Annotated in this window: 26 protein-coding genes and 3 pseudogenes; 2 read left to right on the plus strand and 27 right to left on the minus strand. The window is 40.6% G+C overall.

Annotation, left to right across the window (positions count from 1 at the left end; genetic code table 11):
• Positions 1-6: 6 nt before the first annotated feature.
• From G576_RS0111780 to G576_RS0111830, 12 genes and pseudogenes are all read right to left on the minus strand, one after another.
• Positions 7-630, minus strand: a complete 624-nt coding sequence (locus G576_RS0111780; RefSeq protein WP_027974777.1) for an SGNH/GDSL hydrolase family protein — start codon at positions 628-630, stop codon at positions 7-9.
• Position 631: 1 nt separating this feature from the next.
• Positions 632-1438, minus strand: a complete 807-nt coding sequence (locus tag G576_RS0111785) for a Cof-type HAD-IIB family hydrolase (RefSeq protein WP_027974778.1) — start codon at positions 1436-1438, stop codon at positions 632-634.
• 86 nt (positions 1439-1524) lie between these two features.
• Positions 1525-3642: a type I DNA topoisomerase gene (gene topA / locus G576_RS0111790; protein ID WP_027974779.1), complete on the minus strand. Its 2118-nt coding sequence runs from the start codon at positions 3640-3642 to the stop codon at positions 1525-1527.
• A 95-nt stretch (positions 3643-3737) separates the two neighbouring features.
• Positions 3738-4577, minus strand: a complete 840-nt coding sequence (dprA, locus tag G576_RS0111795) for a DNA-processing protein DprA (RefSeq protein WP_027974780.1) — start codon at positions 4575-4577, stop codon at positions 3738-3740.
• Between the two features lie 51 nt (positions 4578-4628).
• Positions 4629-5180, minus strand: coding sequence for a sugar O-acetyltransferase (locus tag G576_RS0111800; RefSeq protein WP_027974781.1), 552 nt, complete (start codon positions 5178-5180; stop codon positions 4629-4631).
• A complete protein-coding gene (locus G576_RS0111805) occupies positions 5167-5946 on the minus strand; it encodes a ribonuclease HII (RefSeq protein WP_027974782.1) in 780 nt (259 codons plus the stop codon). Before G576_RS0111805 ends, G576_RS0111800 begins: the two co-directional genes overlap by 14 nt.
• Positions 5933-6784: a ribosome biogenesis GTPase YlqF gene (gene ylqF / locus G576_RS0111810; protein WP_027974783.1), complete on the minus strand. Its 852-nt coding sequence runs from the start codon at positions 6782-6784 to the stop codon at positions 5933-5935. The genes G576_RS0111805 and ylqF overlap by 14 nt, the downstream gene beginning before the upstream one ends.
• A 132-nt stretch (positions 6785-6916) precedes the next feature.
• Positions 6917-7312: pseudogene (locus tag G576_RS12895) on the minus strand (tyrosine-type recombinase/integrase); the annotation flags it as partial.
• An 88-nt stretch (positions 7313-7400) separates the two neighbouring features.
• Positions 7401-7634, minus strand: a complete 234-nt coding sequence (locus tag G576_RS0111820) for a hypothetical protein (RefSeq protein ID WP_027974784.1) — start codon at positions 7632-7634, stop codon at positions 7401-7403.
• A 267-nt stretch (positions 7635-7901) separates the two neighbouring features.
• Positions 7902-8060: pseudogene (locus G576_RS13440) on the minus strand (helix-turn-helix domain-containing protein); the annotation flags it as partial.
• 128 nt (positions 8061-8188) lie between these two features.
• Entirely contained in the window at positions 8189-9208 is a 1020-nt protein-coding gene (locus G576_RS0111825) for an alpha/beta hydrolase (protein ID WP_027974785.1), read from the minus strand.
• 9 nt (positions 9209-9217) lie between these two features.
• The gene (locus G576_RS0111830; protein ID WP_027974786.1) at positions 9218-10336 is read right to left on the minus strand and encodes a pectin acetylesterase-family hydrolase; all 1119 of its coding nucleotides are present in this window, start codon (positions 10334-10336) and stop codon (positions 9218-9220) included.
• Positions 10337-10479: 143 nt separating this feature from the next.
• Between G576_RS0111830 and G576_RS0111835 the strand changes: the two genes are divergently transcribed.
• Complete coding sequence (locus tag G576_RS0111835; RefSeq protein ID WP_027974787.1) at positions 10480-10989, plus strand: TetR/AcrR family transcriptional regulator; 510 nt, start codon at positions 10480-10482, stop codon at positions 10987-10989.
• Between the two features lie 111 nt (positions 10990-11100).
• Here the strand turns inward: G576_RS0111835 and G576_RS0111840 are convergent, their stop codons facing one another.
• Positions 11101-11550, minus strand: coding sequence for an Rrf2 family transcriptional regulator (locus tag G576_RS0111840; protein ID WP_027974788.1), 450 nt, complete (start codon positions 11548-11550; stop codon positions 11101-11103).
• A gap of 9 nt (positions 11551-11559) precedes the next feature.
• Entirely contained in the window at positions 11560-12189 is a 630-nt protein-coding gene (locus G576_RS0111845) for an NAD(P)-dependent oxidoreductase (RefSeq protein ID WP_027974789.1), read from the minus strand.
• A gap of 379 nt (positions 12190-12568) precedes the next feature.
• Between G576_RS0111845 and G576_RS0111850 the strand changes: the two genes are divergently transcribed.
• Positions 12569-13117: a TetR/AcrR family transcriptional regulator gene (locus tag G576_RS0111850; RefSeq protein ID WP_027974790.1), complete on the plus strand. Its 549-nt coding sequence runs from the start codon at positions 12569-12571 to the stop codon at positions 13115-13117.
• 27 nt (positions 13118-13144) lie between these two features.
• Here the strand turns inward: G576_RS0111850 and G576_RS0111855 are convergent, their stop codons facing one another.
• The 13 genes and pseudogenes from G576_RS0111855 to G576_RS0111915 all read right to left on the minus strand — a co-directional run bounded on the left by G576_RS0111855 (position 13145) and on the right by G576_RS0111915 (position 26330).
• Positions 13145-13513, minus strand: a complete 369-nt coding sequence (locus G576_RS0111855) for a hypothetical protein (RefSeq protein ID WP_027974791.1) — start codon at positions 13511-13513, stop codon at positions 13145-13147.
• Positions 13514-13568: 55 nt separating this feature from the next.
• On the minus strand, positions 13569-13817 hold the full coding sequence (locus G576_RS0111860) for a hypothetical protein (protein WP_024382292.1): 249 nt from the start codon (positions 13815-13817) through the stop codon (positions 13569-13571).
• Positions 13818-13971: 154 nt separating this feature from the next.
• Positions 13972-15183: an NADH:flavin oxidoreductase/NADH oxidase family protein gene (locus tag G576_RS0111865; protein WP_027974792.1), complete on the minus strand. Its 1212-nt coding sequence runs from the start codon at positions 15181-15183 to the stop codon at positions 13972-13974.
• Positions 15176-16048 carry an SDR family NAD(P)-dependent oxidoreductase gene (locus G576_RS0111870; protein ID WP_027974793.1) on the minus strand — a complete coding sequence of 291 codons (873 nt, stop codon included), beginning with the start codon at positions 16046-16048 and terminating at the stop codon, positions 15176-15178. Before G576_RS0111870 ends, G576_RS0111865 begins: the two co-directional genes overlap by 8 nt.
• Positions 16041-16886 (minus strand): alpha/beta fold hydrolase, encoded by an 846-nt coding sequence (locus G576_RS0111875; RefSeq protein WP_027974794.1) that lies wholly within the window; start codon positions 16884-16886, stop codon positions 16041-16043. Before G576_RS0111875 ends, G576_RS0111870 begins: the two co-directional genes overlap by 8 nt.
• Positions 16887-16912: 26 nt before the next feature.
• Entirely contained in the window at positions 16913-17911 is a 999-nt protein-coding gene (locus G576_RS0111880) for an NADP-dependent oxidoreductase (protein ID WP_027974795.1), read from the minus strand.
• Positions 17912-17990: 79 nt separating this feature from the next.
• Positions 17991-18422, minus strand: coding sequence for an Rrf2 family transcriptional regulator (locus G576_RS0111885; RefSeq protein ID WP_027974796.1), 432 nt, complete (start codon positions 18420-18422; stop codon positions 17991-17993).
• 458 nt (positions 18423-18880) lie between these two features.
• Positions 18881-19117: pseudogene (locus G576_RS12900) on the minus strand (hypothetical protein); the annotation flags it as partial.
• Positions 19118-19168: 51 nt separating this feature from the next.
• Positions 19169-19660 (minus strand): hypothetical protein, encoded by a 492-nt coding sequence (locus G576_RS0111895; protein WP_027974797.1) that lies wholly within the window; start codon positions 19658-19660, stop codon positions 19169-19171.
• 13 nt (positions 19661-19673) lie between these two features.
• Positions 19674-23282, minus strand: coding sequence for a type IIG restriction enzyme/methyltransferase (locus G576_RS0111900; RefSeq protein WP_027974798.1), 3609 nt, complete (start codon positions 23280-23282; stop codon positions 19674-19676).
• 622 nt (positions 23283-23904) lie between these two features.
• Positions 23905-24615 carry an ABC transporter ATP-binding protein gene (locus G576_RS0111905; protein WP_027974799.1) on the minus strand — a complete coding sequence of 237 codons (711 nt, stop codon included), beginning with the start codon at positions 24613-24615 and terminating at the stop codon, positions 23905-23907.
• Entirely contained in the window at positions 24615-25379 is a 765-nt protein-coding gene (locus G576_RS0111910) for an ABC transporter ATP-binding protein (protein ID WP_027974800.1), read from the minus strand. Before G576_RS0111910 ends, G576_RS0111905 begins: the two co-directional genes overlap by 1 nt.
• Complete coding sequence (locus G576_RS0111915) at positions 25380-26330, minus strand: branched-chain amino acid ABC transporter permease (protein ID WP_027974801.1); 951 nt, start codon at positions 26328-26330, stop codon at positions 25380-25382. It lies immediately after the preceding gene.
• Between the last annotated feature and the right edge of the window lies 1 nt (position 26331).

Below are 26331 nucleotides of genomic sequence, written 5' to 3' on the forward strand. Positions count from 1 at the left end.
CCATAATTATGTCAGATAAGGGCGAAGAGTATCTGCAAGTCGCTGATAAGCCAACTGGCTCAAGTGAAGGCCGTCGGTTGTTGACTCTAGCGACAACTGCTGCTCATCATTGAGAAAAAGACTGTAGAGATTGATAAATTCCAGACCTGGTAAGTTTTCAAGAGCGCTATTCAAGGCCTGAATATCACGATTATTCCTAATTTTGACGGTTTTGGAAAAAGCTGGCGCTTCATTAACTGGGAGAACAGATATCACGTAGATGTCTGCTTGACAAGCCATGAGGCGAAGCTGGCTCACCAGCTCTGCTATTTTCCCCACCGTATCGGCTACCGAGTAGCCCATACCCAAATCGTTAATACCAATCATAAGGAAAATTTTGCTTGGTGAAAGAGCAAGGATCTGCTCGTCCATATGTGCAAGCAGCCAACCAGTATCCGTCCCTGCAATCCCTCGGTTGATTAGAGGTAACTCTCTACCCAGATACTTTTTCAAAGGAAAAAATTCGGTGATTGAATCTCCGACAAAGACTATCCCCCCTGGAGGAATAGACGTATTTTCAGCTGTGAACTGAGCTAGACGCTTTTGATGATAGACAGCTAACTCTGGAGTGATGACTTCTGCTTCAAACATGTTATTTCCCTCCCAAAAAGCTTTCCAAAACTCGTAAAACGCCATCCTCAGTATTAGCAGGTGCCATAAAATTCGCCACTTTCTTAACGACATCTGTTGCATTTGCCATAGCGTAAGACTGGTCGACCAAGGATAACATTTCAAGATCATTAGCGCTATCACCAAAAACCATGATTTCTGAAGGAGAAATCTGCCACTCTTTCATCAAAAATTTCAGTCCCACGGCCTTATGTACTGCCTTGGGTAATATATCGAAGCAATTAAATCCCGTCTCCACCAGTCGTAAATTTGTTCCAGCAAGACGCTGCGAAATCATTGCCGTTTTACGGTTGAAGTCCTCTTCAACTTGCATGGTAATTCGGTAAATCGGCTGATTGGCAACCTGATTGAGATGAGGGATGACTTCCATTCGGTTGAAGAATGGTGAGAGGAGATTTTTTTGCTCAACTGGCAGGCTGCTCAAGATATAAATCCTATCTTTTCCAGACAAAAAGAGATGCTCATCAGAAAATGAGTCCTCTAAAAAGTCTAGTAACTGCTCCTGCTCGGTCATGTCCATAAAAAGCGAGTACAATTCTTCTCCACGATGGACAAGCTGAGCCCCATTTTCAGCAATAAAGGTCAGCTGATTAGCGTGATTAGGAAAGAGATCTGTCAGTCGCTTCATATTATTGCCAGTAGCGATAACAAGAGGAATCTCGCGCTTTTTTAACTCTGTAAAAACTCTTGCGAACCTCTCTTCATTATAACTATTATAGCCACTAAGAAAGGTCCCGTCCATGTCGGTTACAACCATTTTAAGTGTCATAGAAAACTCCTTTTTTGCTATTATATCAGAAATCAGCCATTAACAAAAAGAACTACCTTCATTGAAATAAAGGTAGTCCTCCTGAATCATTTGACTTTTTCTTCCTTATAGTCACAGTCTTCACTGCTACAAGCAACCTGTTTGCCACCGCCGCGAACTTTTTTCTCGACCAAATAATGACCTGACTTGGGACAGTTACGCCCAACTGGAATATCCCATGATGTAAAGTCACAGTCTGGGTAGCGGTCACAACCGTAGAAAATACGATTGCGCTTGGTTTTGCGCTCAATGATTTGACCTTGACCGCAGGTTGGGCAGAGCACACCAATTTCTTTAGTAATAGCTTTGGTGTTATGGCAATCTGGGAAGTTGCTGCAGGCGTAAAACTTGCCGTAGCGTCCTAATTTGATGACCATTGGATGACCACAAAGATCGCAATCAAATCCTGCTGGCTCATCCTTGATTTGAATTTTTTCAATCTCTGTCTCTGCTTTTTCCAATTCCTTAGCAAAGGGTTGATAGAAAGCGTCAATAACCTTCTGCCACTGCTCCTTGCCAATCTCAACTTCATCCAACTTACCTTCCATCTCAGCAGTAAATTTGACGTCCACGATATCTGGGAAAAAGGCGATAATGAGAGAGTTGACAATTTCCCCAAGTTCTGTCGGTTCAAAGCGTTTAGCAACTAATTTGACATAGTAACGTCGCTGGATAACATCCAAAGTTGGAGCGTAGGTAGATGGGCGCCCCACTCCATTTTCCTCTAAGGTCTTAATGAGAGTTGCCTCAGAGTAACGTGCTGGTGGTTGAGTGAAATGTTGTTCTGGTGATGCCAGAACTTTCTTAACACTATCTCCTTCAGCCATATCAGGAAGCATTTTGTTCTTGTCAGAGTCATTGTAAACCGCCATGTAGCCGTCAAATTTGACCTGACTTCCATTGGCTATAAAAATGACACCATTTTGCGACAAGGTCACTTTGACGGTATCAAAGACAGCAGCCGTCATCTGGCTAGCCACGAAACGATTCCAGATCAGGGTGTATAGTTTAAGTTGGTCTTTATCCAAATATTTTGCAATGGATTCAGGCGTCTGGTAAACATTGGACGGACGGATAGCCTCATGGGCATCTTGAGCTGCTGATGAATTTTTCACCTTGCTTCCATGCTTAGAATACTTTTCTCCGAATCGTTCACTAATAAAAGTTGCCGCCTGACTTTGTGCGATGGGGCTGATACGAGTTGAGTCAGTACGCATGTAGGTGATGAGACCTTGTTGACCAGAACCTAGATTGATTCCTTCGTATAATTGCTGCGCAACCATCATGGTCTTTCTGGTTCGGAAATTAATTTTGGTTGCTGCGTCTTGTTGCAGAGACGAAGTTGTGTAAGGTAAGGGAGCATTTCTGCGACGCTCTTTCTTTTCAACCTTGTCGACATTAAAGTCATCACCCTTGATGCGTGACAGCACCACTTTAACATCGTCATTGGTAGCAAGTTTCAACTTTTTGCCATCAAGTCCATAAAAAGATGCCTCAAATTTCTTGGTTCCTTTTTTGAATGCACCGTCAATGGTCCAGTATTCTTCTGGTTTAAAAGCCTTAATCTCATTTTCACGGTCAATAATCAACTTAAGCGCAACGGATTGCACACGTCCAGCCGATAGACCTTTTTTAACCTTTTTCCACAGCAAGGGAGAAATGGAGTAACCTACAATACGGTCTAAAACACGGCGCGCCTGCTGGGAATTGACCAAGTTCATATCAATCTGGCGAGGTTCTACAAAGGCACTCTTGACAGCGTCCTTGGTGATTTCATTGAAAACCACGCGGTTTTTGTCGGACAAATCCAAATCCAAGATATGAGCTAAATGCCAAGAAATAGCTTCCCCCTCTCGATCCGGGTCACTCGCCAGATAGACTTGTTTTGCATTTTTAGCCTCTTTTTTGAGAGACTTGATTAAATCACCTTTGCCACGAATATTGATGTATTGAGGCTCATAATTGTTTTCAAAGTCGATGGACATGCTAGATTTTTTCAAATCACGGATATGACCGACCGATGCCACAACCTTATAGTTACGTCCTAGATATTTTTCAATGGTTTTTGCCTTTGCAGGCGACTCAACGATGACTAAGTTTTTCTTAGAAGTACTATTTTTTTTCTTACCTGTTTTCTTTGCCGTGGTGGCTGTTGCACTTGCCATAGATTTTCCTTTATTTTCTATAAATCTATAGCATGATAACCTAGTTTTTTCTTCCTGTCAACAAAAAACTTTTTCCTATAGGAAAAAGTCCTTATTTAGTTGTATTCAGAAATGACGTCAAAACCTGATGTGATGCATTTTGCTCCCTCTTGGATTAGCTGATGACAACCATCAGATTTTCCATCTAAGATATTGCCTGGAACAGCAAAAATATCCCGTCCTTCCTCCATGGCACGTTCGCAGGTAATCAAACTGCCCGAACGTATTTTAGCCTCTGCCACGATGACGCCTTGGGAAAGCCCGGCGATAATGCGATTACGTTCTGGAAAATGAAATTTCTTTGGTTCCTGCCCCACTTCATACTCAGTTAAGAGAAGTTGATTTCTGGAAATATAGTCCTGCAACTTACTGTTTTCCTTTGGATAGTAGACATCAAGGCCACAACCGATGACAGCAATGGTCGCTCCGCCATTTTTCAAAGCCGCCACATGTGCGCTAGTATCAATCCCCCGTGCCAAGCCAGAAACAATGACAAAGCGATTCCCCAGCTCCTTGATAATCTTAGCCACCGACTGAGCGCCAATCTCCGAGCATTTGCGTGAACCCACGACCGCCAACTTTCCCTTATTGAGAAGTTCTAAATTGCCTTGGTAAAAGAGCAGAGCGGGAGGATTGTAGATATTTTTCAACTCCAGCGGGTACTCTTTATCTAGAATGGACAGACTCGGAAAACGGTTGAACTCCTCACGAAGGCTTTTGCTGTCCAGATTTTTAAACTTTTCCATGAAAAGGACTGGATTTTTGCACTGAGAAACCACCGCCATATCACGCAGGGAAAGCGACTTGCCAACTCGCTCCTGATAATCCAATACATTCAGAATATTTAGGTTCGTCAGCCCCGCTTTTCGCAACTTATACAAATCAAAATTATTCATAAATAACCTCCACTTGATTATTCGTGAAGACGAAAAAAAGTTGAGACAAGCTCAACTGTTGATTTTCTTAATAACTCTAGCAGGGTTGCCTGCAATGACCACATCAGCGGGGAAAGATTTAGTAACGACTGAACCAGCTCCAACCACGACATTATCTCCCAGGGTTACCCCTGGCAATACTGTCACACCACCACCTAGCCAGACATTGTTTCCAATAGTAATAGGTGCTCCATACTCTAAACCAGAATTGCGCTCGCTGGGATTTAGTGGGTGCAGAGGTGTCAATAGTTGGCAATTAGGACCTAACATGCAGTTGTCTCCTATCCTAATCTCACAAACATCCAAGAAAGTCTGATTAAAATTAGCATAAAAATTCTCTCCGACATAGATATTACAGCCATAATCACAGGAAAAGGTGCGCTCCATATGGAGATTGTCCCCCGTCGCTCCAAACCAAGATTTGAGCAGGTCAGAGCGCTTACTTGCATCCTCTTCAGCATTAAAAAGCGCCATTTTCTCTTGACGAATCTGTCGAAGCGACTGGATTTCTGGGTCCGCAGGATTGTAAAATTCCCCTGCTAGCATTTTTTTAAGTTCTCTCACTATATCCTAACATTCCTTTCACGGGCTCAAAGCTTTTACGGTGGATAGGCGTTACCCCAAACTCTGCCAGTCCTGCCAAATGTTCAGCAGTCCCATAACCAGCGTTTTTGGCAAAGGCATAGCCGGGATACTGGGTATCGTAGTCTGTCATCATCTTGTCTCTGGTCACCTTGGCAACGATGGACGCCGCTGCGATGGAAAGAGAATTAGCATCACCCTTGATAATCGATGTTTGAGGAATTGGCGTATCCAATGTCATGGCATCAATAAGAAGGTGTTGCGGTACCTGCTCTAACTGCCCCAAAGCTTCAAGCATGGCAAGCTTAGTTGCCTCATAGATGTTGACTTGGTCAATGACCTGATTGTCCATAACACCAATACCGACTGCTAAAGCTTTATCAAGCACTGCCTGATAGATTTTATCATGCTTAGCTTTGGGAATCTTCTTCGAATCATTAAGGCCTCTAATTTTACAATTTTTGGGCAAAAGAACACAGGCTGCCACAACGGGCCCTGCTAGTGGCCCTCTACCAACCTCATCAATCCCTGCGATAAACTCAAAGCCTTGCGCATACAGATTCCTTTCGTAGCGCAGCATTTTTTCCAAACGCTCATCTTCTTGGATTTCTTTGAAAATAGCAGAGCGGCGTTGTTTGATTGCTACTTGAACTCCAGCCCGCTGATCCGCTTCAAAATTAGACCAGCGAGGGTCTGACAAATCGGTCAGCTCTGCCAGCTGGTTTTTAATTTCCTTAACGGTCGCCATCTAAGTCACTCACCCTGTCTAATGTATAAGTGCCTAAACGCCCGTCCCGAACGTCCTTGACAAAAAGGTTGTAAAAGCGGTCATAGTCATCTCGGAAACCTAATTTTTGCGTCCATTCCATTATGAGTTCTGGTGTCTCTTGCTCCAAGTCCATCCCCTTAAAACGCTCTTGGAGGCGCTCTGGATAATTTTCTTTGAAATAGTTAAGACCAAAAATCGTCACCTCGTCCATAGGCAAAAGTTGATCCTTGATAGCGCCTGTTAGAGCTAATTTTAAGCCGACCAGCTGATCTTCGAATTTAGGCCAGAGAATCCCTGGCGTGTCCAAGATTTCCAAGTCCTTGTTGGTTTTGAGCCACTGCTGTCCCTTGGTCACACCTGGTTTGTTGCCGACGACGGCGATTTTCTTACCAGCAAGACGGTTCATAAGGGTAGATTTTCCTGCGTTTGGAATACCGATAATCATGGTCCGTAGGGTTTCTTTTTGAATCCCTCTTTGGCGGAGACGTTCAATCTTGTCTTTCATCAGACTCTTGGCTGCGTCGGTCACCTTTTTCACCGTCGCTTGTTCTTTTGAGTTGATAGCAAGGGTACGAATGCCCTGACCTTCAAAGTAGCTCTGCCATTCTTTTGTACGAACAGGGTCAGCTAAATCGACTTTGTTGAGAATCATCAATTTTGGCTTGTCACCGACAATCTTGGTCAGCATAGGGTTTTGACTGGATAGGGGGAGCCTTGCATCGACCAAAATAGTCACGAAATCAACATGCTTGAGATTCTCTTGCACCTGACGGCGTGCCTTGGACATGTGCCCTGGAAACCATTGAATAATTGCCATGAGTGTATAATTCCTTTCCTAGCAGGGGTTTGACGGTGGTAAACTTGTCAAAATTCTATCAGGTCACCAAAAAGTCACCAAATTTAGACTGATTTCACCAAACCATTTCATACCCAATAATTTTTTGCTTTCCTTCTCGAATACATTTAATATCAAAATTTTCATAAGTAATGGCGTAATGCTTTCAAGCAAGAAGTCATCACCAATAATATCTCCTAATCTCTTTAACACAAAGGCTTCTCTTTTGACAGTTTGCGGTTTCACTGAAACAGACCAAGTTTCTAACCAATTTTGTTTCAATTGACCAAATGTCTTGATTTTTTGAGGATTATATTGATATTCTACGTTGTTGACTATTTTATCAATCTTATCAATCAATCTTCTTTCAGCATCTATACGAGACCTTGAAGTGTCGTTTGAAAAAGTTACTGTAGCATTTTTCCACTTTCCTGTAAGTGGATCCTTGTATTTTTCAACTACTTCAAAACGAGTTTCCCCTTTAGCATTTTTTCGTGTTCTATAATACATAATATCGCCCACTTTAGTATTATCTAAAAGAAAATCGAAACTATATTTAATAGAAAAATTGACAATGTCTATTATACCACGATTTTCTTTATTTTACCGCCCTTTGTTTCCATCTTAAAAACTCTTCAAATCCTTCTAAATTAATAAAGACTAATTTATGGGTCGGATTGATTACATAATCTTTAAACTCTTTATTTTCTCTCATTTGACTTAACCATCTATTCAAAGTATATTGATTTAATCCTTCCCATCTTCTCATTAGTGCTTTTTTATCTGCCCATTCAGCGATACTATTTTCAACAGATACAAATTTTATTTTCATAACTACTTCTCTCTTTGATATTTTCATCCATTGTGGGTATGACTGGTTAAATCAATCATGGGAATTCCACCCGCTGTCCTTTTACGATGGCAGCCTGAACGGTCAGAAGTATCATTATCATTATTTGTGTCATGGCAGATAGGTTACCATCCTATTTTTGAATAAATGATTTTCGCTCATTTCCTGGCGCATTACATTCTATTGCTCAACAAATAAATAAAGTCCCTCCTAGAATTATTCAATTGTCAATGAACAAATCAGGAAGGACTATTTTAAATTATTCTTTATTCGGTGGGGAAAGTCAGTTTGCCCCAACAAATAATCAGTACTGACGTTGTAAAGATTCGAGAATTGTATTAAAACCTCAGCTGATAATGTATGTTCTCCTCGCTCAATCTTTGCATATGCTGAACGTGTAATACAAAGATACTTTAAGAATGTCATCTAGCAACTAAAATAAAGCAAGAAAAGCAGGGGCAAAAGTACCGCTACGATTCGTAAGACAATTATCCATTGACGCCACTTCGGAGACAATTCTTGTATCGTCATCTATTTTATTCCTTGGCTCTATCGTTTATAAAAGTAATCATCCGCTCAAATGCTTTGGCCGACACAGGGTCTGTTCGTAAATTAGCCACAAAGCCATGTGGCTTTTCAAGCCCTTCTTCTGCTAAGGGATCGACCAATTCATTTTCAACTCCCGCTTGCTTCAAGGCCTTGTTGAGCGATACCATATCTGTTCGATACTCGCTTCCCAGAAGGAAACTAGCTGGGTAGTCCTTGTTCACATGTGAAATCGGGTTATAGGCATTGATTTCTTCCTCACTTAGATAAATGGTTTCTGAAACATAATTTCCAACCAAGAGCTTCGTGCTTAAGCTAAACTTGGCGTAATCTAAGGGAGCGTCGTCGATGATCAGAGCTTTGACATGTTCTTTTGCAATACTTGGTTCAATGTTCAATAGCTGAGCGTAATCATTATTTGCTAAGAGGCTACCGTATTGTGCTACCATGATGGCACCTGCTGATGAACCCATCAAGACAACATTATCCATGTTCAAATGGTATTCTTCAGCATGTTCCTTCATGTAGGCGATAGCCTGATTCATCTGAATCACAGGCGTTGGAAAATGGTAATCGGGCACCAAAGCGTAGTCAACATTAACAACGTTGTAACCTTTTGAAACGATATCGTCAATGAGATAGGTCGATTGGCTAGCAGCCAGAGGGTCCCCCATATTTTTGCTGCCTCCAAAGAATCCACCACCGTGGAAATAGAAGAGGGTTGGACGGTCAACTTCAAAATTTTGGTCTGGATAGGTAATATCTAAAAAACTGTTAGGATATTCCTTGCTATAGGCAATCTCACTTTTCAAATACTGACCATTATCTTTCAAGCCGTCAATGGGATCATATAGGGGACTGTAAGAGTTAGGTGAACTTTCCTTGTACATAAACGATTGAATGACACCGACCATCAACTGCGGATGATTGGTAACAGACACATAAGCAATGATACCGAGACTAGCTACAATCCCAAGGATCCATAAGATGATTTTTTTGAATTTTTTCATGTTGTTCTCCTAATCTAATAGTTCTAACCCGTAACTCTTTACCTCTCCGTTAACCGCATCATCCAGCCATTCTGCCACACTCTTGTCTTGAGACATAGGGGTAAAGAATGTTGAGAAGTTAATGGTGGTGTGCTGAGTAGCTGTGGTCTTTTCATCTTGCCCATAGTTCCAGATAAAAATACCCACGCCATTAATTTTAGATTGCAGTTCTTGAATCATTTTTTTAAGTTCTTTTTGAAAGTGCTCACTGCTCTCTTCTGTTGCATCTGCTAGTTGCCCTTGGTCAATATAAGCCTGATATTGCTGAAGAATTCCATCTCGATAGGAAATGTCAAATAAAATCTTAACGCTATCCCCGCGTTTCTCATGGAGGGCTACTAAGCTATCTAAAACAATATTGTCTGAATGGAGACGGTCACTAATGGAAGTCGGTGTCTTCCAGACATTTTCCGCAATACTTTTCCAGTTATCATGTCTCAAAAAGGAACTGTCAACTGCAACGGTGACATTTTTCGCCGTTGGAAAATGAGAAATGACATCATCCGCTAGCAGTGAGGTCGCAAATCCGCCAGCTGAAAATCCAGTCACCAGAAGTGTATCGGGATTGCCAACGTGCGATTTGGCTGCCGCTAATATACTTGACAAATTATTATAACCCTGATGATAAATCGCTTGTTCCTTACCTTTATCATCTACGTAAGTAAAATTCTGTGTGCCAGCATGAAAATCTCCTGTCCCATACGGAAGCACAATCATAGTCCAGTCCTTAAATGGATTATCTTCCTGGGAACTTCCAATTCCCCAAGTCGCAACATAATCTTGATGGCCAGTTGTGGTCGCATAATATTGAGTCCCTCCACTAGCAGTCTCTTCATTGATACTCACACCACCACCAAAGAAATAGACCATCACCTTATTCTTCTCTTTACCGATACGAAGCAGGCCGTGTGCCTGATTGCCCTGAGAATCTACAACCCCTTCGGGACTGAGGCTGTACCATTCATTCACTTGTGGGGTCTGATCAACAAGCTCAGGAGCGGACCAACCAAAGGTCATTTTATAGGCAATAAAACCAAGCAAAGCTAAGGTGGCTATTACAGCTGCTACTATTTTCCAAACTTTTTTCATACTTTCTTTTTTTCTGTCCTTTATGGTATATTTTTAGAAACAAGTGTTTCGTTTTTTTATCAGTATAGCAGATGAACAGTAGGAAAACTAGTCCCAGCTCTGCTATTTGCCCAAAAGGAAACAAATGAAAGGAAGTGTTTCGCATGGAAAGAGTGAAGCGGAAAGAGTCGTTATTTGTGGAGAGTGTCGTAGAGGCTTTGTGGGAGTTGCTGGAAGACAAATCTTTTGAAAAGATTAGTGTGTCAGAGTTGGTGGAGCGAGCTGGCATCGGTCGGGTGACCTTTTACAGAAACTTTTCCAATAAGGAAGAGGTGCTCGAACGATCCTTCAACTTGGAATTGCAAGCCTGGTTGACCGAGCAACAGATTGACTTGTCGGATTGGTCAGATGCTCATCTCTTACTAGCTTTACGGCAATTTTTTGACTTTTGGTATGAGCAACAGGACAAGATTCGATTGTTGACAGCCAACCATTTGGACTACATGCTCGAGGAGGTCTTGGAACGCTATTTCAAAGAAAGACTGGGGGACTTGACTGATGATTTTCACCTGCAATTTATTGTGGGAGGATTTTTCCGAGTGCTTAAAACCTGGGTTGCTAGAGGCTGTAAGGAAAGCCCTGATGACATCATGCGGTTGATGGGTGAGCAATAGAGCAAGCTTATCAACAATCTTGACCAGACCAAGCAAAAAGACTTAGACAACTGTTTTTCAGTCACTCTAAGTCTTTTTTGTATATAGTGAGCATTGTGAAAAGATAACAATTTAATTCCTTTTCACTTTTTCTTCAATGGCTTTTTCTAGGTCAACCAGAACATCAGACATATACATAGTTTTCAATTCTTTCTCCATAGCTGTCTGGACTTGGACTAGTTTGTCGTCCACAGCAGCATGGATATTCCCCCCTACGATACAGTCGGGATGGGGATTTTCATGAAAGTTGAACAAGCCTTTCTTATCGATATTGTCAACCGTAACAAAGATATCATAAAGGCTAATGTCATCAAGTGGCTTTGCTAAACGAAAACCGCCACTACCCTGCTTGGCATCTACAATTCCCGCATCCTTCAAACCAGATAGAACCGAGCGAATGATAACGGGATTGGCTTGAATGCTGTTTGCCAAAACCTTGCTGGTGACACGTTGCTGGTCTTGAAAGAGATGGATAAAGGCCAAGGCATGAATGGCAATGGTAAATTTATTTGAGATCTGCATAACAACCTTTTACTCGCTGACAAGGCTAATACGTGCTTTGAGATGATCACCTGATGCAATCTCATCAATCATACCAATGGCATAATCTGCATAGGAAATAACACTTTCTCCCTTGCTGTTCAAGACCAACTCTTCACCGCCAAGAATATAGCGACCTGTCCGTTCACCGTCTGCTTGGAAATCACCTGCCGGGCTTACATAGGTCCAGTTGACATCATCTACTTGACGAAGGGCCTCAAGTGCTTCCTTGTGAGCATTTAGCACAGGCAATACTTCCGCTGGAAACTCTGTCACATCTGCCACAGTCAAGGTATGTTCTGGATTAACATAGAGGCTTGCCGCTCCACCTACCACAAGCAAACGTGTTTGTGAATCTTTTAGGATAGCCGCCAAATGTTTGGCTGCATCAGGAACCACATGGACAGTGTCTGCTGTCCAAGCACCTACTGCATCCACTACCGCATCAAAACCAATCACATCATCGGCTGTCAAGTCAGAAACATCCTTTTGAATAACCTGCTGTGCTACTGTCTTATTTTCACCACGAACGATGGCCGTTACTTCAAAACCACGTGCTACCGCTTCTTTCACAATCAAGCTACCTGCTTTACCGTTTGCTGCTACTACTGCTATTTTCATTTTCTTTTCCTCCGAATTGTTTTTTGTTGTAAATTATTTTGTTACAACTTTATGTAAACTAGTATATCCTAACCCTTCGAAGTTGTCAACAGTTTTATTACAACTTTTTTTGAAAATTGTTGGTAGGTTTATTTATCGCACAAAAAAAAATCTGAGATGAACTCTCAAATCTTTTCTAGTCTATTCTACTTCTTCCTCGGTTTCAAGGCAGACAGAACGTTTGCTAGTCAGTTAATTTCATTCAAGAAGAAATTAGGGATTTGGAGAAACTTGTCAGTTGTATCAATTGTCATAAATGAAACGAAGTGGTAAAAGCGACTTGTTTCAAACAGAATGTTGAGGTAGACTAGTAAGTAATGAAACCAAAGGATCGGAAACTATGACTGAATCAGCCAAAACAAAACTGCAACAAGCATTGATTCTTCTCTTAGATGAGGAAGATTTTGAAGACATTTCTGTTAGCAAAATTTGTAAGCAAGCCAAGGTGCATCGCTCTACCTTTTATCATTATTATGACAATCAATTTGACTTATTAGAAGATGCCAATCAATTCCTTACTCAGCTTTTTTTAACTAAATTCCCATCTCATGATCTTAGCAACATAAACATCGAAGCTGATTTAACAGGGGATGCCTACCTCATTCCCTACCTACAATTTGTAAAAGACCACCAGAAAATCTATCAGATTTATCTTCATCACGAATTAGATTTTCACCACAAGGAACACTTTGAACACTTGCTAGCAACGATTTTTACTCCTCGCTTTCATGCTCAAGGGATCCAAAATCCAGTACAAATTGCCTATGTATCTAGCTTCTTTCTGGCAGGCATAACACAAGTCGTATCCAAGTGGGTGAGAAATGGCTGTGCTGAATCGATTGAAGAGATAGCTGACATCATCCAAATCTGTATCACCAGAAAGCAATAAAAGCCTGAGACATCCCTCAGGTTTTCTTTAATTTTTTAAGCCAACAGTTACAGGAATCATCCCAATCACTAATATAAGGCCAACAAGGCCTAGGACTAGACCCAGAACAAAATTCCCAGTTGTCACAAGGGCGAAGCCTCCACCAAAAACCAACAAGGCAAAAACACAGTAGATGACTTTAACAATCTGTTTCCAATCAAACTTAGGAGCCCCTTTACCTGCTAACTTCCTCTGCAGAACCCAAGATAGTGCAAGTAATAGCAGACCGGCTACCGATAAGGGCATTCCTAGGGTAGTCATTTTCCATTCTGGCAAGGTATAAAAGCACATCCCTAAAGCTAAGACCAATAAACTCACCGTATAAGCAATCAAACTGATAAAATCTCTTTTTTTCATAATATTCCTTTTCTTCTTATTATTTAGTATGGTTAGCAAGAAAATCTACTCTTGCTTACTTGTCATCACCCTTAGATGAGTTAGGTTGATTAAAGTCCATTTTAGACATGCGGGCCTTTGCTTCCTCTACTGTTTCATTATCCTTTGTAAAAAATGCTCCGATAAATTTATCTGAAATTGTATTGAAGCCTGAAACTGCTGCATTTTCTGTTGCCTTATAGCCTCCCACAACCGTTTTTTCTATTGCCTTATGGGCACCAACAACTTTCTCTGCGATTTTTTCGTTTGCTTCTAAAAATGACATCAAGCAAACCTCCTTTCATTTGATGTATTTAGTTTACCCAAATAATGACTGTTAGAGAACGACAATTTTTAACAAAAGTGTCGGATTTATTTTTCTCATCTCAATCCATCGAAAAAAGATCTGAGATGAACTCTCAAATCTTTTCTAGTCTATTCTACTTCCTCCTCGGTTTCAAGGCTGACAGGCCGTGTGCCTTGACGGTTTGGAGAAGATAGGGCCAGGCATTTTGACTGACGGTGACAGATTTTCCCTTGGCCAAGCGTTTCATCTGGACCTCGTAATAACTGACACCGATAATGGGACCAAGAGCCTTATCCATTTTAGGAATACCTGTTGTCAGGCGAGGCGTTGTCAGTTGCACATCACCGACTTGACGGTAATCATTGACAAGATTTGGACGAAGGACAAAGGGTCTGGCAAGACCAATCATGGACACACCACCCTTGATAGCCTCCTCCATCTGAGTGACTTTTCGGAAACCGCCTGTTGAAACAATAGGAACAGAAGTCAAATCTGCTAAGGCAAGGGCGTAGGTCACAAATCCAGCACCATTCTCATATTCACTACCAAAAACAGGTGTCTCATAATTGCCACCTGAAATTTCAATCAGGTCTATACCCAAGTCAGACATGGTTTTCACCACATGCTTACAATCCTCAAAACCAAAGCCTTCTTCCTTAAAATCAGAAGCATTCAATTTCAAGGCGATGGTAAAATCTGGTCCCACTTTGTCACGCAGACCTTGATAGACTTCCACCAAAAATCGCATGCGATTGTCCAGATTGCCACCATAGCGGTCCGTCCGCTGATTATCTGCTGGTGAGAGGAATTGATTGATCAAGTAACCATGTGCAGCGTGTAACTGTACACCTGTAAATCCTGCTGCTTTTGCCCGAAGGCCTGCTGCAATAAATTTATCTCTGGCTTCTTTGATGTCAAACACAGTCATTTCTCTCGGTGGACGAAAGGCCGAAGCTGAACCTCCAGAAATCGGAATGGCACTGGGTGCAATCGGAGTTTGATTGATTGACCGATACATCTGTTTGCCAGGGTGATTGAGCTGGAGCCAGATAGGCACACCGTTCTTTTTCCCAACGGTTGCCCATTTCCGAAATTGAGCCAGATGATCGTCTGAATCAAGGACCACATTGCCCGGCTCACCAAGGTAGCGGCCGTCCACCATGACATTGCCTGTCACTAGGACACCCATTCCCTGCTTGGCCCAAAAATCATATAAGGCAATCAGGTCATCTGAGGGAGCTCCCTGACTATCTGCCATGGTTTCGCTCATAGCGGATTTGAAAAAGCGATTGTCTAAGACCTGACCATTAGGAAGTTGGAGGTTTTCTAACAAAATCTTAGTCACCGTAGCTCTCCTTGAATATTTGAATTTTCTTATCAAGATAGTCTAGTAAGGCTTGGCTCTTTGCCACATCAAATCCTTTCAAGCTGACCTTAGCCAACCTTTTCTCCGCAAAATAACGACCTGATACTCCAGCCACCTCTGGTGACAGGCTTAAGTAGTAACCCGTTTCAATCCCTTGATCCAAATCCTTGGAAAACGGTTTCATCAGACTGGTGAGAATCCGACTTCTCAGATTGCGTTTGATACCATCATTGCCCAAATTTGTCGCAATCAAGCCAGGATGGTAGGCATTGACGGTCACAGATGAACCTTGCTTTTCTAGGGCCTCTGCCTGAGCAATGGCCAGCCAAATGGTGTATAATTTGGCATTATTGTAAGCCGTGGCTGCAGAATAGCTCTGCTCTAAACCAAAATCCAAGCCTCTGGTTTGTGCAAAATGGTGCATGAAGGAAGAGGTGTGAACGACCCTGCCTGCTGGTGCTTTTTCCAGCAAGGGCAGCAACTCCGTCGTCAAGATATAAGGAACTTGAACAGACAGCATAAAGGTCATCTCGATATTTTCCGCTGTTGCCACACGAGCATCACCAAAGTAAGCACCCGCATTGTTGAACAAGACATCAATCTGCTCAAAATCGCGTTTAATTTCTTGGCTGAAACGATAGACATCTGCTAACTTGGAAAAATCTGCAAGATAGCCGTGAATCTTTTTATTTCCTGTTTTTAGTTGCATATCACTGAGGGCTACACGGAGCTTTTCACTATTTCGCCCGTGCAAAATCACTTCATGACCTTCACCAGCTAGTTTCATGGCTAGGTGTTTGCCGATCCCATCCGTCGAACCAGTGATTAAAATGGTTTTAGGCATTGGTTTCCTCCAAAAAGGCTAGTAAGGCTTTTGAAAACTCTTCTGCATTTTGGAAGATCGAGCCATGTCCTGCATTTGGATAGATGATCAGTTGGCTATTTTTGATCTTCTCATGCATGGTATAAGAATTTTCTGTTGGAACCTGCATGTCCTTATCACCGTTGACGATAAGAGTTGGCTGAGTGATAAAGGTCATGTCATCTTGCGGCTCTCTTCCCCAGCGTTTGATAGCTTTGAGCTGGGTCAAAAATCCTGGAACATTCATGTCCTTGTCTGCATGAGCAGCACTTCTTTGCCCCATACGACCCAAGACTTTTTCTGCTTCCAAACGACCTGCTTCATCATGATTGTAGAAGATGTAGCGTTTTGGATCCACACGCTCTAAACCAGCCTTCAGCATGTAGCGGAAGGTTTTTCCAGTCACCTTATCAACTTCAAAACCACCACGAGGACCTGTACCTGCTAAAATCAAACGGTTGACCAGCTGACTATCCAGGCGAACGATTTCTTGAGCAATGAAACCACCCATAGACAGACCTAGCAAATTGATTTTCTCATAACCCAAAGCCTTGATAATGGAAACAGCCTGCTCAGCCATTCCTGGAATAGTTGGGGCCACCTTGCCTTGACTAGCTCCTACGCCAGGAAGGTCTAGGACAATCACATGGTGCTTTTCAGCCAGCAAATCCAGCAATTTTGGATCCCAGTTGTCCAAGGTCGCCGCTAGGTGAACCAGCATGACCAAAGGAATATCAGACTTGCCCTTGCTGAGCTCACGGTAGGCGATTTTATTGTTTGAAACGGTGATGTATTGGTTTTTAGTTGTAATATATGACATGATGTTTCCTTGTATATTTTATTATTTTAGTTGAAACTGAGGACGGTTTTTCCGCGTGAACGACCGTTGGCAACCTTATCAAGTGCTGCATTGACTTCTTCAAATGGGTAAACAGTATCGATAGACGGTTTGATTTCTAACTTGCTGAAAATATCTGCTACCTCTTGTAGTTGGCGACCATTGCTCTCTACGAAAATGAAATGGTAGTGAACACCGTATTTCTTAGCCATTTTGTCAAATGAACGACCAGCTAAGCCAAACAAGATTTGTTTCCATTTTGGCAAATTCATGCGTTTGGCAAATTCTCCATTTGGCATGGCACGAAGGGAAACCAGCTGTCCACCTTTTTTCATGATGGACATTTGTTTCTCTGTTTCTGCACCACCAAGTGTGTCCAAGACATAGTCAACATTGTTAAGTATTTTTGTGTAATCTTCTGTCTTGTAATCGATAAACTGGTCTGCACCCAATGACAACACCCGCTCTGCATTTTCCCCATCACCATTAGTGATAACGGTCAAGCCCTTAGCTTTGGCAATCGGAATAGCCATACCGCCAACACCAGTTCCGCCTGAGATGAAGATGGTCTTGCCTGCCTCAGCACCCATGAGGTCGAGGGCCTGCATGATGGTCAAAGCTGTCAAAGGAACAGCTGCCGCTTCTTCATCTGTCAAGTAGGCAGGAACCTTAGCAAGAGCCTGAGCGTTAACCGCTACATACTCAGCAAAAGCACCGATACTATCAAGCGGAAGACGTCCGAAGACACGATCACCTGCTGCAAATGTCGTCACGCTTGAACCTACTTCTTCAACCAAGCCAACCACTTCATTTCCAGCTGTTTGTGGCAATTTGTAAGGAACTATCAATTTCACATCTCCGCGTGAGATCATATTGTCCAATGGATTAACGCCTGCTGCGGTCACTTTGACAAGGACTTGGTTAGGCTTGATTTGTGGTTTAGCAATTTCTGTAAGGTTAAGGGTGAGATTGTTTTTGTTATAAGATGTGTGTTGTGCTGCTTTCATGTTCTTCTCTTTTCTATTAGTTAGTTTGTTCCTGTATCACTTACAGGTCTATGTTTGGGTTTATAAAATCTGACCGAGGTCAGATTCGGGTTTCTTGTGCGGATTGATAGAGATTATCAATCACATTATCTAAGGATTGACGACTGAGTTGATTTTCCAGTTCTTGTTCAACGCTGGAAAAGATGGGAACCATTGCACCTTCTATATGTTTCCCAACTGGACAAGTAAGATTGGCATTCTGGTGTATCTGAAACAGTCGAATATGCTCCACTTCTTGAGTCGCAAGGTAGATTTCCAATAAGCTAATATCCTTAGGGGACTTGCTCAATTGGTAGCCTGATCTCCCTTGGTGCGAAGTGATTAAGCCTGCATTTTTCAAAAGTGCAATCACCTTGCGGATGTAGCTGGCATTGGTGCCAACGCTCTCAGCTAGGGCTTGCGAGCTAAGTATTTCCTTACTCTCACTGATCATGGTCAGTATATGAAGGGCTACTGAAAACTTTGTATCCATTCGGTCTCCTTTATGTTCTTGTATCAATCACAAGAACAAGTTTATCAAATAGTTTTTCATATCGCAACTAGTTTGCTCACTTTCCTTAAGAATGCATCATCAATTAGTTTCGCATTTATCTCTTCTTTAACTTATACTACGTGTTCCTTTATGCTTACTAATTCTTTGGTGTAATTCAAAATGTTAAAAAATATAAAGGAAAGCTAAAAAAGCCCGTAGAATCAGGCTTTTACGCTGAGTTAATTCTAAAAAACAGGTACCAAATTTTCTTTCAATTTTGTTGGCTTTTCATACATGTCCAATAAACCATTGAATAATAGCCATGTGTGTATAATTCCTTTCCTAGCAGGGGGGTCAGCCTTGCATCTGTAAAACTCTTGTTTATTGGGCAATTATTGGGCAAAACCAATATGATTGATAAATTCTGTAATTGCCTGAACAGATTTTTCTTGATGGGTTTCACTTAAGTGAGCATCTCCAAAGATAAGCTCTGACTTATCCATTCCAAAATAGCTAGAGTAATCCTCCAGTAAAGTGTCGGTTACAAAATTTCCGCTTTTAGGATTTTTACCTTTTTCAATGTTGTAGATTGCAGTTCTTTGGCCATTTGAAATGATATCTGGTGAGATGCTTCCCCTCAAGTCCTTGAATTTTGCAGAAATCATTCCCCTCAAAATTTTCTCTAAGTCCAACATCATCTACACCTCAAACTCTTCATTTTCTATTTCCATCAAATAAAAAACTTTTCACTTAAATGTATTTGAAATTATTCCAACAAGACTATCAATTCCATTCTCAATTCCCCATGTTGTAATAGCACTAAAAGCCATTTCTAGTATTGGGTGTTTGTCAAAAAAACTTGGGTGATTGTCAAGCTTTCCAGTTTCTTGTACGACATTAAAAATTGTTATTAACTCGCTCTGTTCCTCATCGTCCAATGTTCTTGAATACTCCTTGATATTCTCAAATAGTTTCTCAATCTTCGTATCAGAATAGTCAATATTTATCGTATTATTGTGACCGCCTATTTGAGAATTCATCATATCACCACCGATTGAAACATGTGTGCTATTGTCTTGATGATATTCGTTAAAGTTTAGTGCTGTTTTAGAGGAATCTAGTTGTGTTGGAAGGATAACAGGCTTTATCTTCTTATTAGCACTCTTCACCATTTTGTTCGTTTCTCTGACCAAATTTCTCTCAATATCTCGGAATTGACTTTTTAAACTTTTTGCCATTTATACCTACTTTCTATACCTCAAACTCTCTAACTGTCTGCTTTTCCTCTTCCGTCAATTCAAACAAATCCATGACAAGTTCATCAATTTCCTGATTAAGCTGATTGACTTTTTCAGTGTCAGGAGAATCTTTTTTTATTTCTTCCATCAGTTGTTCAACAAGCTGTGCTACTTCTTCTTGCTGGGAATCAGTGGCATCTGGAATTGGGAATTGACCTAATTCATTTGCCTTAAATTGAGGGAATACTCTTCGTTGGAATTTGTCAAACTTCATCATAAACCATAATGAAATTGCTTTTGAATTGATTACACCTAACAAATAAAGAGGATTTACTTCTATATCTCCAATGATATTGGAATTTCTATCGTTGATTAAATGTTCATCGGTATACGCTGCTTCAATTGAATAAGATTTGTGGGAAGGTATTTGCCTAACAATTAACCTAGGATTTTGAAAATTTACTGAAGGTCTTGGTTCTGAAAGATGTACACCGTATTTAATATACTCGCCGTTCCAAGATAATTTATATCTAGAAACATTTTTTCCCTCGAGATATTTTACATAGGAATCATCAATTTTTTTAGATGAATGATAAATCCGAGCTTTTACATCTTCTTCTGTTTGCTTAGGATTACCTCTCCCTTTTCTATATGCTTCTATGCCAACTCCTATGTTTGCTATCTTAGAATCATTTATTCCCCTAATTTTATCAATTCGTTTATATGCTGAAATTGCTGACTTATACTTGACCATCGAGATTGAAAAGGTAGGGATTTCTCCAAAGAAATCTGACGAAACTCGTCCGACAGTGTTGAACTCGCCGTGATGTAATTCTGCTACTTCAATCCAGTTTGGAGCGTTTTTCTTAAAGAAAATGATACAGTTATCCACGCTAGCATCCACAAAAATCTTATCCAGAGAATTGATCAAAACAACATCACTCGTCTGCTCCGTGATAAACTGACGAACCCTTGAATTGGTCTGAATGGTCAAAAAGTTATTTGGAATGATATAGGAGAATGTCCCACCTTTACGCAAGAGTTGATAAGCCAATTCCATGAATATAGTATAGGTATTGGCTTGGTATTCACTTACTTGATAAGTCCTTGAGTAGTAAGCTTTCATATCATCTGTAAAGGACTGATTACGAGCAAAGATATAAGGCGGATTCCCAATCACAAGATCAAAGCCGAGAAATTCGCCAGCTTCTCCCAAAATCTCAGGAAATTCCATTCGCCATTCCATACCTTTAGCGAATAATGGATTTTTCAGTCTGTATTCCAATTCCTTTTCAGCTTTTGCTAGTTGCTTATTTAATGCCGCTACTTCTTTAGAGTTATTATTTTCTTCCTCAAATAAGCTAATGGCACCAGCCTTATTTCGTTCGGATATGAGCCGAGATAATTTCTTTAATTCAGGACTTGAAGCTGTGTCATCAAAGGAGTGTTTAAGACTTTCAATTCTTTCCCAGATTTCTGCTTTTACTCGTTTATTGTTCGTTTCCTTGTAGTCTCGAACTAAACCGAGATAATCTTTGAAATCCGTCCGTCTCATATCAAATTCATAGTCAAATTCAAACTTATGAAGGAGACTATCCCCCACTTTGATATTAATATCAATATTTGGCAAAGTCGTCAAAACAGGTTGGTTGGTATCAGTATCCTGATAGTAATAAGAAGACTTCAAGAGTTCAATCCAGAGACGCAAACGGCAAATATTGACCGAACTCGGATTAATATCCACTGCAAAGAGCGAATTTTCCAGAATATGTCTCTTCTGGTTGAAAATTGCCTTTTGAATTTGTTCTGACTGCTGATTACCTGTCTGATACACAAAATTATTTCCAGACATATCTTGAATGACTAGCTCATCATTGATAACATAACATTGAATCAGGTTTCCAATATAGTTGCCATCAGCGTCAAACAAAACATTTAAATCACTTTTAAGAGCAATAATTTCATTCAGGACTGATACGAGGAAGTGCCCTGACCCCACAGCAGGGTCACAAACCTTCAAACTGTCAATCGCATCTGATACCTTTTTAGCAATTTGAGCATTACGTATATTAAACTTTATATCTTCGATTGTTTCAAACTGCCAGTCGAGTGCCTCATTAACTTTGTCCACTGCTGCTGTACGAATCGCTTTACGTGACATATACATGGTAATATTGCCTGGCGTATAAAAAGAGCCATCACGGTAGCCGTTGATTTTCTCAAAAATCAATCCCAGAACTGACGCATTGATAAGGTCATTCTTAGATTTTTTATGGTGACTAATGGAGGTCGAGAAGTCATAGGAAGCTAAGAACTCAAAGAGATATTCAATAAAATTGATATTCCCTTTTTTACGTTTTTTATCTACGCCTTTAAGAGCTGTTTTGGAGAAAATTTCAATATCTCCCTCTGGTAATCTATCAATTCCAATCCCATCTCTAGAAATTTCTAATTCTGTTTCTTCAAATAGTGATGAGTTTAGATAAGGAACATAACCAAATTTTTCTTGAACTCGGTCATTTCTTTCAGATTCTTTCTTAGCAAGTACAGCAAAGAATAAGCTATAAATCTCCTCAAAGTTAGGCAGTTTTTCATAGGTCAAGAACCTATAAGATTCATCTTTGTTGAACAACACCAGCTGAGATTCTAACAGTTTCAAAAATAGAATTCTATTTGTCCAGACAACTGTTAGTTGAATAGCAATCTCTTCCTGCTTTTCTTTTGGAACATCTTTCATCTCCAATTTATCAATGATATTCTCAACAAAAGAATACCGTTGGCGTTTAGTAGGTTTCAAACGTGAAATAATTTTTGAAGTCCCTGACTTCGTTTCTTCTAGCCCCATCAAATAAAGCAATTCATCATAGAAATTCTTATTGAGCTTATTTGAATCCGTGAAAATCTCTTTATTAAGAAGATTCTCTGCTGTGAAAAAACGATAAAGCTGAGTCAGATTATTTTTCTTGATTTCAATATTTTTGCTAGATTTGATCAAAGCATAACTTAAATCAAAGTGAGCAATCACAATTCCCTTTTCAATGGCTTTATCAATTTCTGGTGCAATGACTTCAGGGTATAAAAAATCTGTTTTGTTGCTAGAAAGCTGATTGTTCTTAAACTTTGTTACAAGGTCAACTAGCTTTTTATTTTTGAAAAAATGCTTTTCAAATTCTTTAGCTTCTATCACAAACCAAGATAGACCATTTGTGATAATATACTTTTTGATTTCTAAATTTTTATTGAATAAGCGTTCCTGTAGATAATAATAAACAATTTCTTGAAATGCTTTGGAATTGATTTTTTCCGTTGACATCATTTCAGACTTATTGGAAAGACTCTTGCATTCAAATAGAACACCCAGTGATGAATTGGCATCTTTCCCATTGTAGATGGCAAGGTCAATCCTATTGAAAGTATTGATGAAATTATAAGGTAGTATGCTTTCTAAAAAGACCTTAAGCAGGTTTTTCTGATATTCTTCAGATTCCAGTTCCTTATCTCTCAAGTGAGTGAGGTAACCAACTAATTTATGATTGAATTCCTCTTTTTCTTCATCAAGCGGCATGATTGCTTGAACTGACTTATTCATGCTCTCTTTAAGTGTGATTCCTTTGATTGCCATACACATCTCCTTGTTTGAAGAGCTTGACCAATGGTATTAGTCTTTTGTGTAAGCAAAAGACTAACCTAGGTTAGTCTTTTGTGTAAGCAAAAGACTAACCTAGGTTAGCTGAAATTTATCTGATTCTATTATACAAAATTTTGGGCAAAAAATTGGGCAAACCATGCTTATTTTTGACTATTATTGCTCAATCAATTTTTTCTCGCTTAAGAATAAGAAGTAAATTAGATATAGCAAAAAGCCTTGTGATACAAGGCTTTTTAAGTGTTTAGTCAAAATATTTTATCGTTCTTTCAGTATGCAAAACATGGCTTCAAGGATTCAACCATTGAATAGTAGCCATGTGTGTATAATTCCTTTCCTAGCAGGGGTGGCTCCTGCTGTTCATCTTTTTATTTCATCTTAAGATTTTTATTAAATATCATGTTAAAATCACATGTCCTATTTTACCACATCTTCATTGAATTTTGGCTAGAGACCTCTTTTAGAACTTACGAGCACATAAAGATGCTCAAGACAGAAAATGACTGCGAGTTAGACTCACAGCCACAATGAATGTTAATGTTTGAGAAACAGTTAGGTCTAAACATGTTTTCACATATCCAGCCCAGAGCCTTTCACCTTAACCACCCAAGTATGCTTTTCGTACTTCATCAGATTCAAGAAGTTCTTTTCCTGTTCCTGAGAGTACAATTTTACCTGTTTCAAGGACGTATCCACGGTCGGCGATTGACAGCGCTTTGTTAGCATTTTGCTCGATTAAGAGAACGGTTGTTCCTTGTTTTTGAATATCTTGAATAATATCAAAAATTTCTTGAATGAAAATTGGAGCAAGCCCCATTGATGGCTCATCAAGGAGAAGGAGCTTGGGCTGGCTCATGAGGGCACGCCCCATAGCAAGCATCTGCTGTTCACCACCTGATAGAGTTGCCGCGTCTTGATTTTTACGTTCCTCCAAACGAGGGAAACGCGCAAAAACTTTCTTCAAGTTAGCCGCATTTTCATCCTTATTGTTTTTCAAAAAGGCACCCATTTCAAGATTTTCCATGACAGTCAAACCAGCGAAGACATGACGCCCTTCTGGTACCTGCGCCAGACCATCTGCAACGATTTTACGAGCCGGAACCTTGCTGATGTCAGTACCAGCATAGACAATTTCACCACCGCTGGCTTTAACAAGACCTGAAATGGTGCGAAGAATAGAGGTTTTTCCTGCACCGTTGGCGCCAATCAAGGTCACAACCTCTCCCTCATGAACTTCAAAAGAGACGTTTTTGACCGCTTCGATAGCGCCGTAGCTAACCGAGAGGTTTTTTACTTCTAACATTGCCATTAAATTTCACCTCCAAGATAAGCTTCAATAACACGTTTGTTATTTTTGATTTCCTCTGGCGTACCGTGAGCAATAAGACGGCCATACTCTAACACGTAGATGCGTTCAGTTACTTCCATTACCAAGCTCATGTCGTGCTCAATGAGGATGATGGTAATACCAAACTCTTCCTTGATTTGACGAATGAGCGCTGTTAAGTCTGCCGTCTCTTGCGGGTTCATACCTGCTGCTGGCTCATCAAGGAAAAGAATTTTCGGTTCTGTCGCAAGCGCACGTACGATTTCGAGACGACGTTGTTGTCCATAGGGAAGATTTTTAGCGAGAGTATCTGCCTCCTTATCCAAATCAAAAATTTTCAGCAAATCAAGCGCCTTTGATTTTAACTCTTCTTCGTTTGAATAAAATTTTGGTAAACGCAATAACGATGCTAGAATATGTGGTTTATGATGATTGTTAAAACCAATCAAAACATTTTCCAAAACCGTCATATTTTTAAAGAGGCGGATATTCTGGAAGGTACGGGACAAACCCAGCGAAGCAATTTTATAAGGTGCTTTACCATTCAAAAGTGTTCCACCAAGAGTGACCGTTCCTTCGCTAGGTTCATAAACACCAGTCAAAAGGTTGAAGAGGGTTGTTTTCCCAGCACCGTTAGGCCCGATAAGGCCAACCAATTCACCCTCATGAAGTTCCATAGTGACATCACCAACGGCAGTCAAACCACCGAAGTTTTTGGTTAGATTTTTGACTTCAAGAAGTGCCATTTATTTGCCCTCCTTAGTTTTATTAAAGATTTTTGAGAAGCTCAATTCTTTGGTTCCAAGCAATCCACCTGGACGGAACACCATAACCAAAATCAAAGCAAGTGAGTAGATAATCATACGAACGTCTGCAAATGATGCCAGATACATATTTAAGAAACCTAGTACAACGGCAGCAATGATTGTCCCAGTAACTGAACCAATACCCCCAAGAACCGCAATAATCAGGTACTCAATAGATTTCATCAATGCAAAATCCTTCGGAACAATCGTTCCAATATATCCTACATAAAGAGAGCCTGCGATAGCTGACATGATAGCAGCAATAACAAAAACAAGAACCTTAACACGAGTTGTATTGACACCCATTGATTCAGCTGCAATTTCATCCTCTCGAACAGAGAGTACGCTACGACCGATTGGACTGCGTAGGAAATTTAAGCTCAGAACAATCAGCAAAACCACAAAAGCAAAGACAATTGGCCATGTCGTATATGGCAGGATTCCCGATATCCCAGCAGCACCATTGGTTAAGGTACCACCATTAACGATGGCAATACGGATAATTTCAGCTACTCCAAGGGTTGCAATGGCAAGGTAATCCCCCTTCAGACGAAGAGTTGGTAGACCTACGACTAAAGCAATCGTTGCCGCAAGAGCTGCACCAACCAGCATTGAGAGATAGAAGCCACCGTAGGTTGGCATACTTTTGGTCAAAATGGCTGTCGCGTAAGCCCCAATGGCCATAAAACCAGCCTGTCCCAATGAAAATTGACCTGAGAAACCAAGGACCAAGTTAGTCCCTAGTGCCATAATCATGGAAATCCCAATTCCCATCAAGATTTGAATATAGTAAAGTCCAACTAATCCTGTACTAATCAGAACTGACAAGATCGCATAAATAGCAATGACAAGAGCAAGCCAAGCTAAAATAGGTTTGATATTTTTTTTCATG

It is taken from the genome of Streptococcus porci DSM 23759, from assembly GCF_000423765.1.
GTDB classification, from domain to species: domain Bacteria; phylum Bacillota; class Bacilli; order Lactobacillales; family Streptococcaceae; genus Streptococcus; species Streptococcus porci.

What these genes read in the sequence shown, in the direction of transcription:
- G576_RS0111780 (WP_027974777.1), bottom strand. Translation starts at nt 630, where the DNA reads ATGTTTGAAGCAGAAGTCATCACTCCAGAGTTAGCTGTCTATCATCAA.
- G576_RS0111785 (WP_027974778.1), bottom strand. Translation starts at nt 1,438, where the DNA reads ATGACACTTAAAATGGTTGTAACCGACATGGACGGGACCTTTCTTAGT.
- topA (WP_027974779.1), bottom strand. Translation starts at nt 3,642, where the DNA reads ATGGCAAGTGCAACAGCCACCACGGCAAAGAAAACAGGTAAGAAAAAA.
- dprA (WP_027974780.1), bottom strand. Translation starts at nt 4,577, where the DNA reads ATGAATAATTTTGATTTGTATAAGTTGCGAAAAGCGGGGCTGACGAAC.
- G576_RS0111805 (WP_027974782.1), bottom strand. Translation starts at nt 5,946, where the DNA reads ATGGCGACCGTTAAGGAAATTAAAAACCAGCTGGCAGAGCTGACCGAT.
- ylqF (WP_027974783.1), bottom strand. Translation starts at nt 6,784, where the DNA reads ATGGCAATTATTCAATGGTTTCCAGGGCACATGTCCAAGGCACGCCGT.
- G576_RS0111820 (WP_027974784.1), bottom strand. Translation starts at nt 7,634, where the DNA reads ATGAAAATAAAATTTGTATCTGTTGAAAATAGTATCGCTGAATGGGCA.
- G576_RS0111825 (WP_027974785.1), bottom strand. Translation starts at nt 9,208, where the DNA reads ATGAAAAAATTCAAAAAAATCATCTTATGGATCCTTGGGATTGTAGCT.
- G576_RS0111830 (WP_027974786.1), bottom strand. Translation starts at nt 10,336, where the DNA reads ATGAAAAAAGTTTGGAAAATAGTAGCAGCTGTAATAGCCACCTTAGCT.
- G576_RS0111835 (WP_027974787.1), top strand. Translation starts at nt 10,480, where the DNA reads ATGGAAAGAGTGAAGCGGAAAGAGTCGTTATTTGTGGAGAGTGTCGTA.
- G576_RS0111840 (WP_027974788.1), bottom strand. Translation starts at nt 11,550, where the DNA reads ATGCAGATCTCAAATAAATTTACCATTGCCATTCATGCCTTGGCCTTT.
- G576_RS0111845 (WP_027974789.1), bottom strand. Translation starts at nt 12,189, where the DNA reads ATGAAAATAGCAGTAGTAGCAGCAAACGGTAAAGCAGGTAGCTTGATT.
- G576_RS0111850 (WP_027974790.1), top strand. Translation starts at nt 12,569, where the DNA reads ATGACTGAATCAGCCAAAACAAAACTGCAACAAGCATTGATTCTTCTC.
- G576_RS0111855 (WP_027974791.1), bottom strand. Translation starts at nt 13,513, where the DNA reads ATGAAAAAAAGAGATTTTATCAGTTTGATTGCTTATACGGTGAGTTTA.
- G576_RS0111860 (WP_024382292.1), bottom strand. Translation starts at nt 13,817, where the DNA reads ATGTCATTTTTAGAAGCAAACGAAAAAATCGCAGAGAAAGTTGTTGGT.
- G576_RS0111870 (WP_027974793.1), bottom strand. Translation starts at nt 16,048, where the DNA reads ATGCCTAAAACCATTTTAATCACTGGTTCGACGGATGGGATCGGCAAA.
- G576_RS0111875 (WP_027974794.1), bottom strand. Translation starts at nt 16,886, where the DNA reads ATGTCATATATTACAACTAAAAACCAATACATCACCGTTTCAAACAAT.
- G576_RS0111880 (WP_027974795.1), bottom strand. Translation starts at nt 17,911, where the DNA reads ATGAAAGCAGCACAACACACATCTTATAACAAAAACAATCTCACCCTT.
- G576_RS0111885 (WP_027974796.1), bottom strand. Translation starts at nt 18,422, where the DNA reads ATGGATACAAAGTTTTCAGTAGCCCTTCATATACTGACCATGATCAGT.
- G576_RS0111895 (WP_027974797.1), bottom strand. Translation starts at nt 19,660, where the DNA reads ATGGCAAAAAGTTTAAAAAGTCAATTCCGAGATATTGAGAGAAATTTG.
- G576_RS0111900 (WP_027974798.1), bottom strand. Translation starts at nt 23,282, where the DNA reads ATGGCAATCAAAGGAATCACACTTAAAGAGAGCATGAATAAGTCAGTT.
- G576_RS0111905 (WP_027974799.1), bottom strand. Translation starts at nt 24,615, where the DNA reads ATGGCAATGTTAGAAGTAAAAAACCTCTCGGTTAGCTACGGCGCTATC.
- G576_RS0111910 (WP_027974800.1), bottom strand. Translation starts at nt 25,379, where the DNA reads ATGGCACTTCTTGAAGTCAAAAATCTAACCAAAAACTTCGGTGGTTTG.
- G576_RS0111915 (WP_027974801.1), bottom strand. Translation starts at nt 26,330, where the DNA reads ATGAAAAAAAATATCAAACCTATTTTAGCTTGGCTTGCTCTTGTCATT.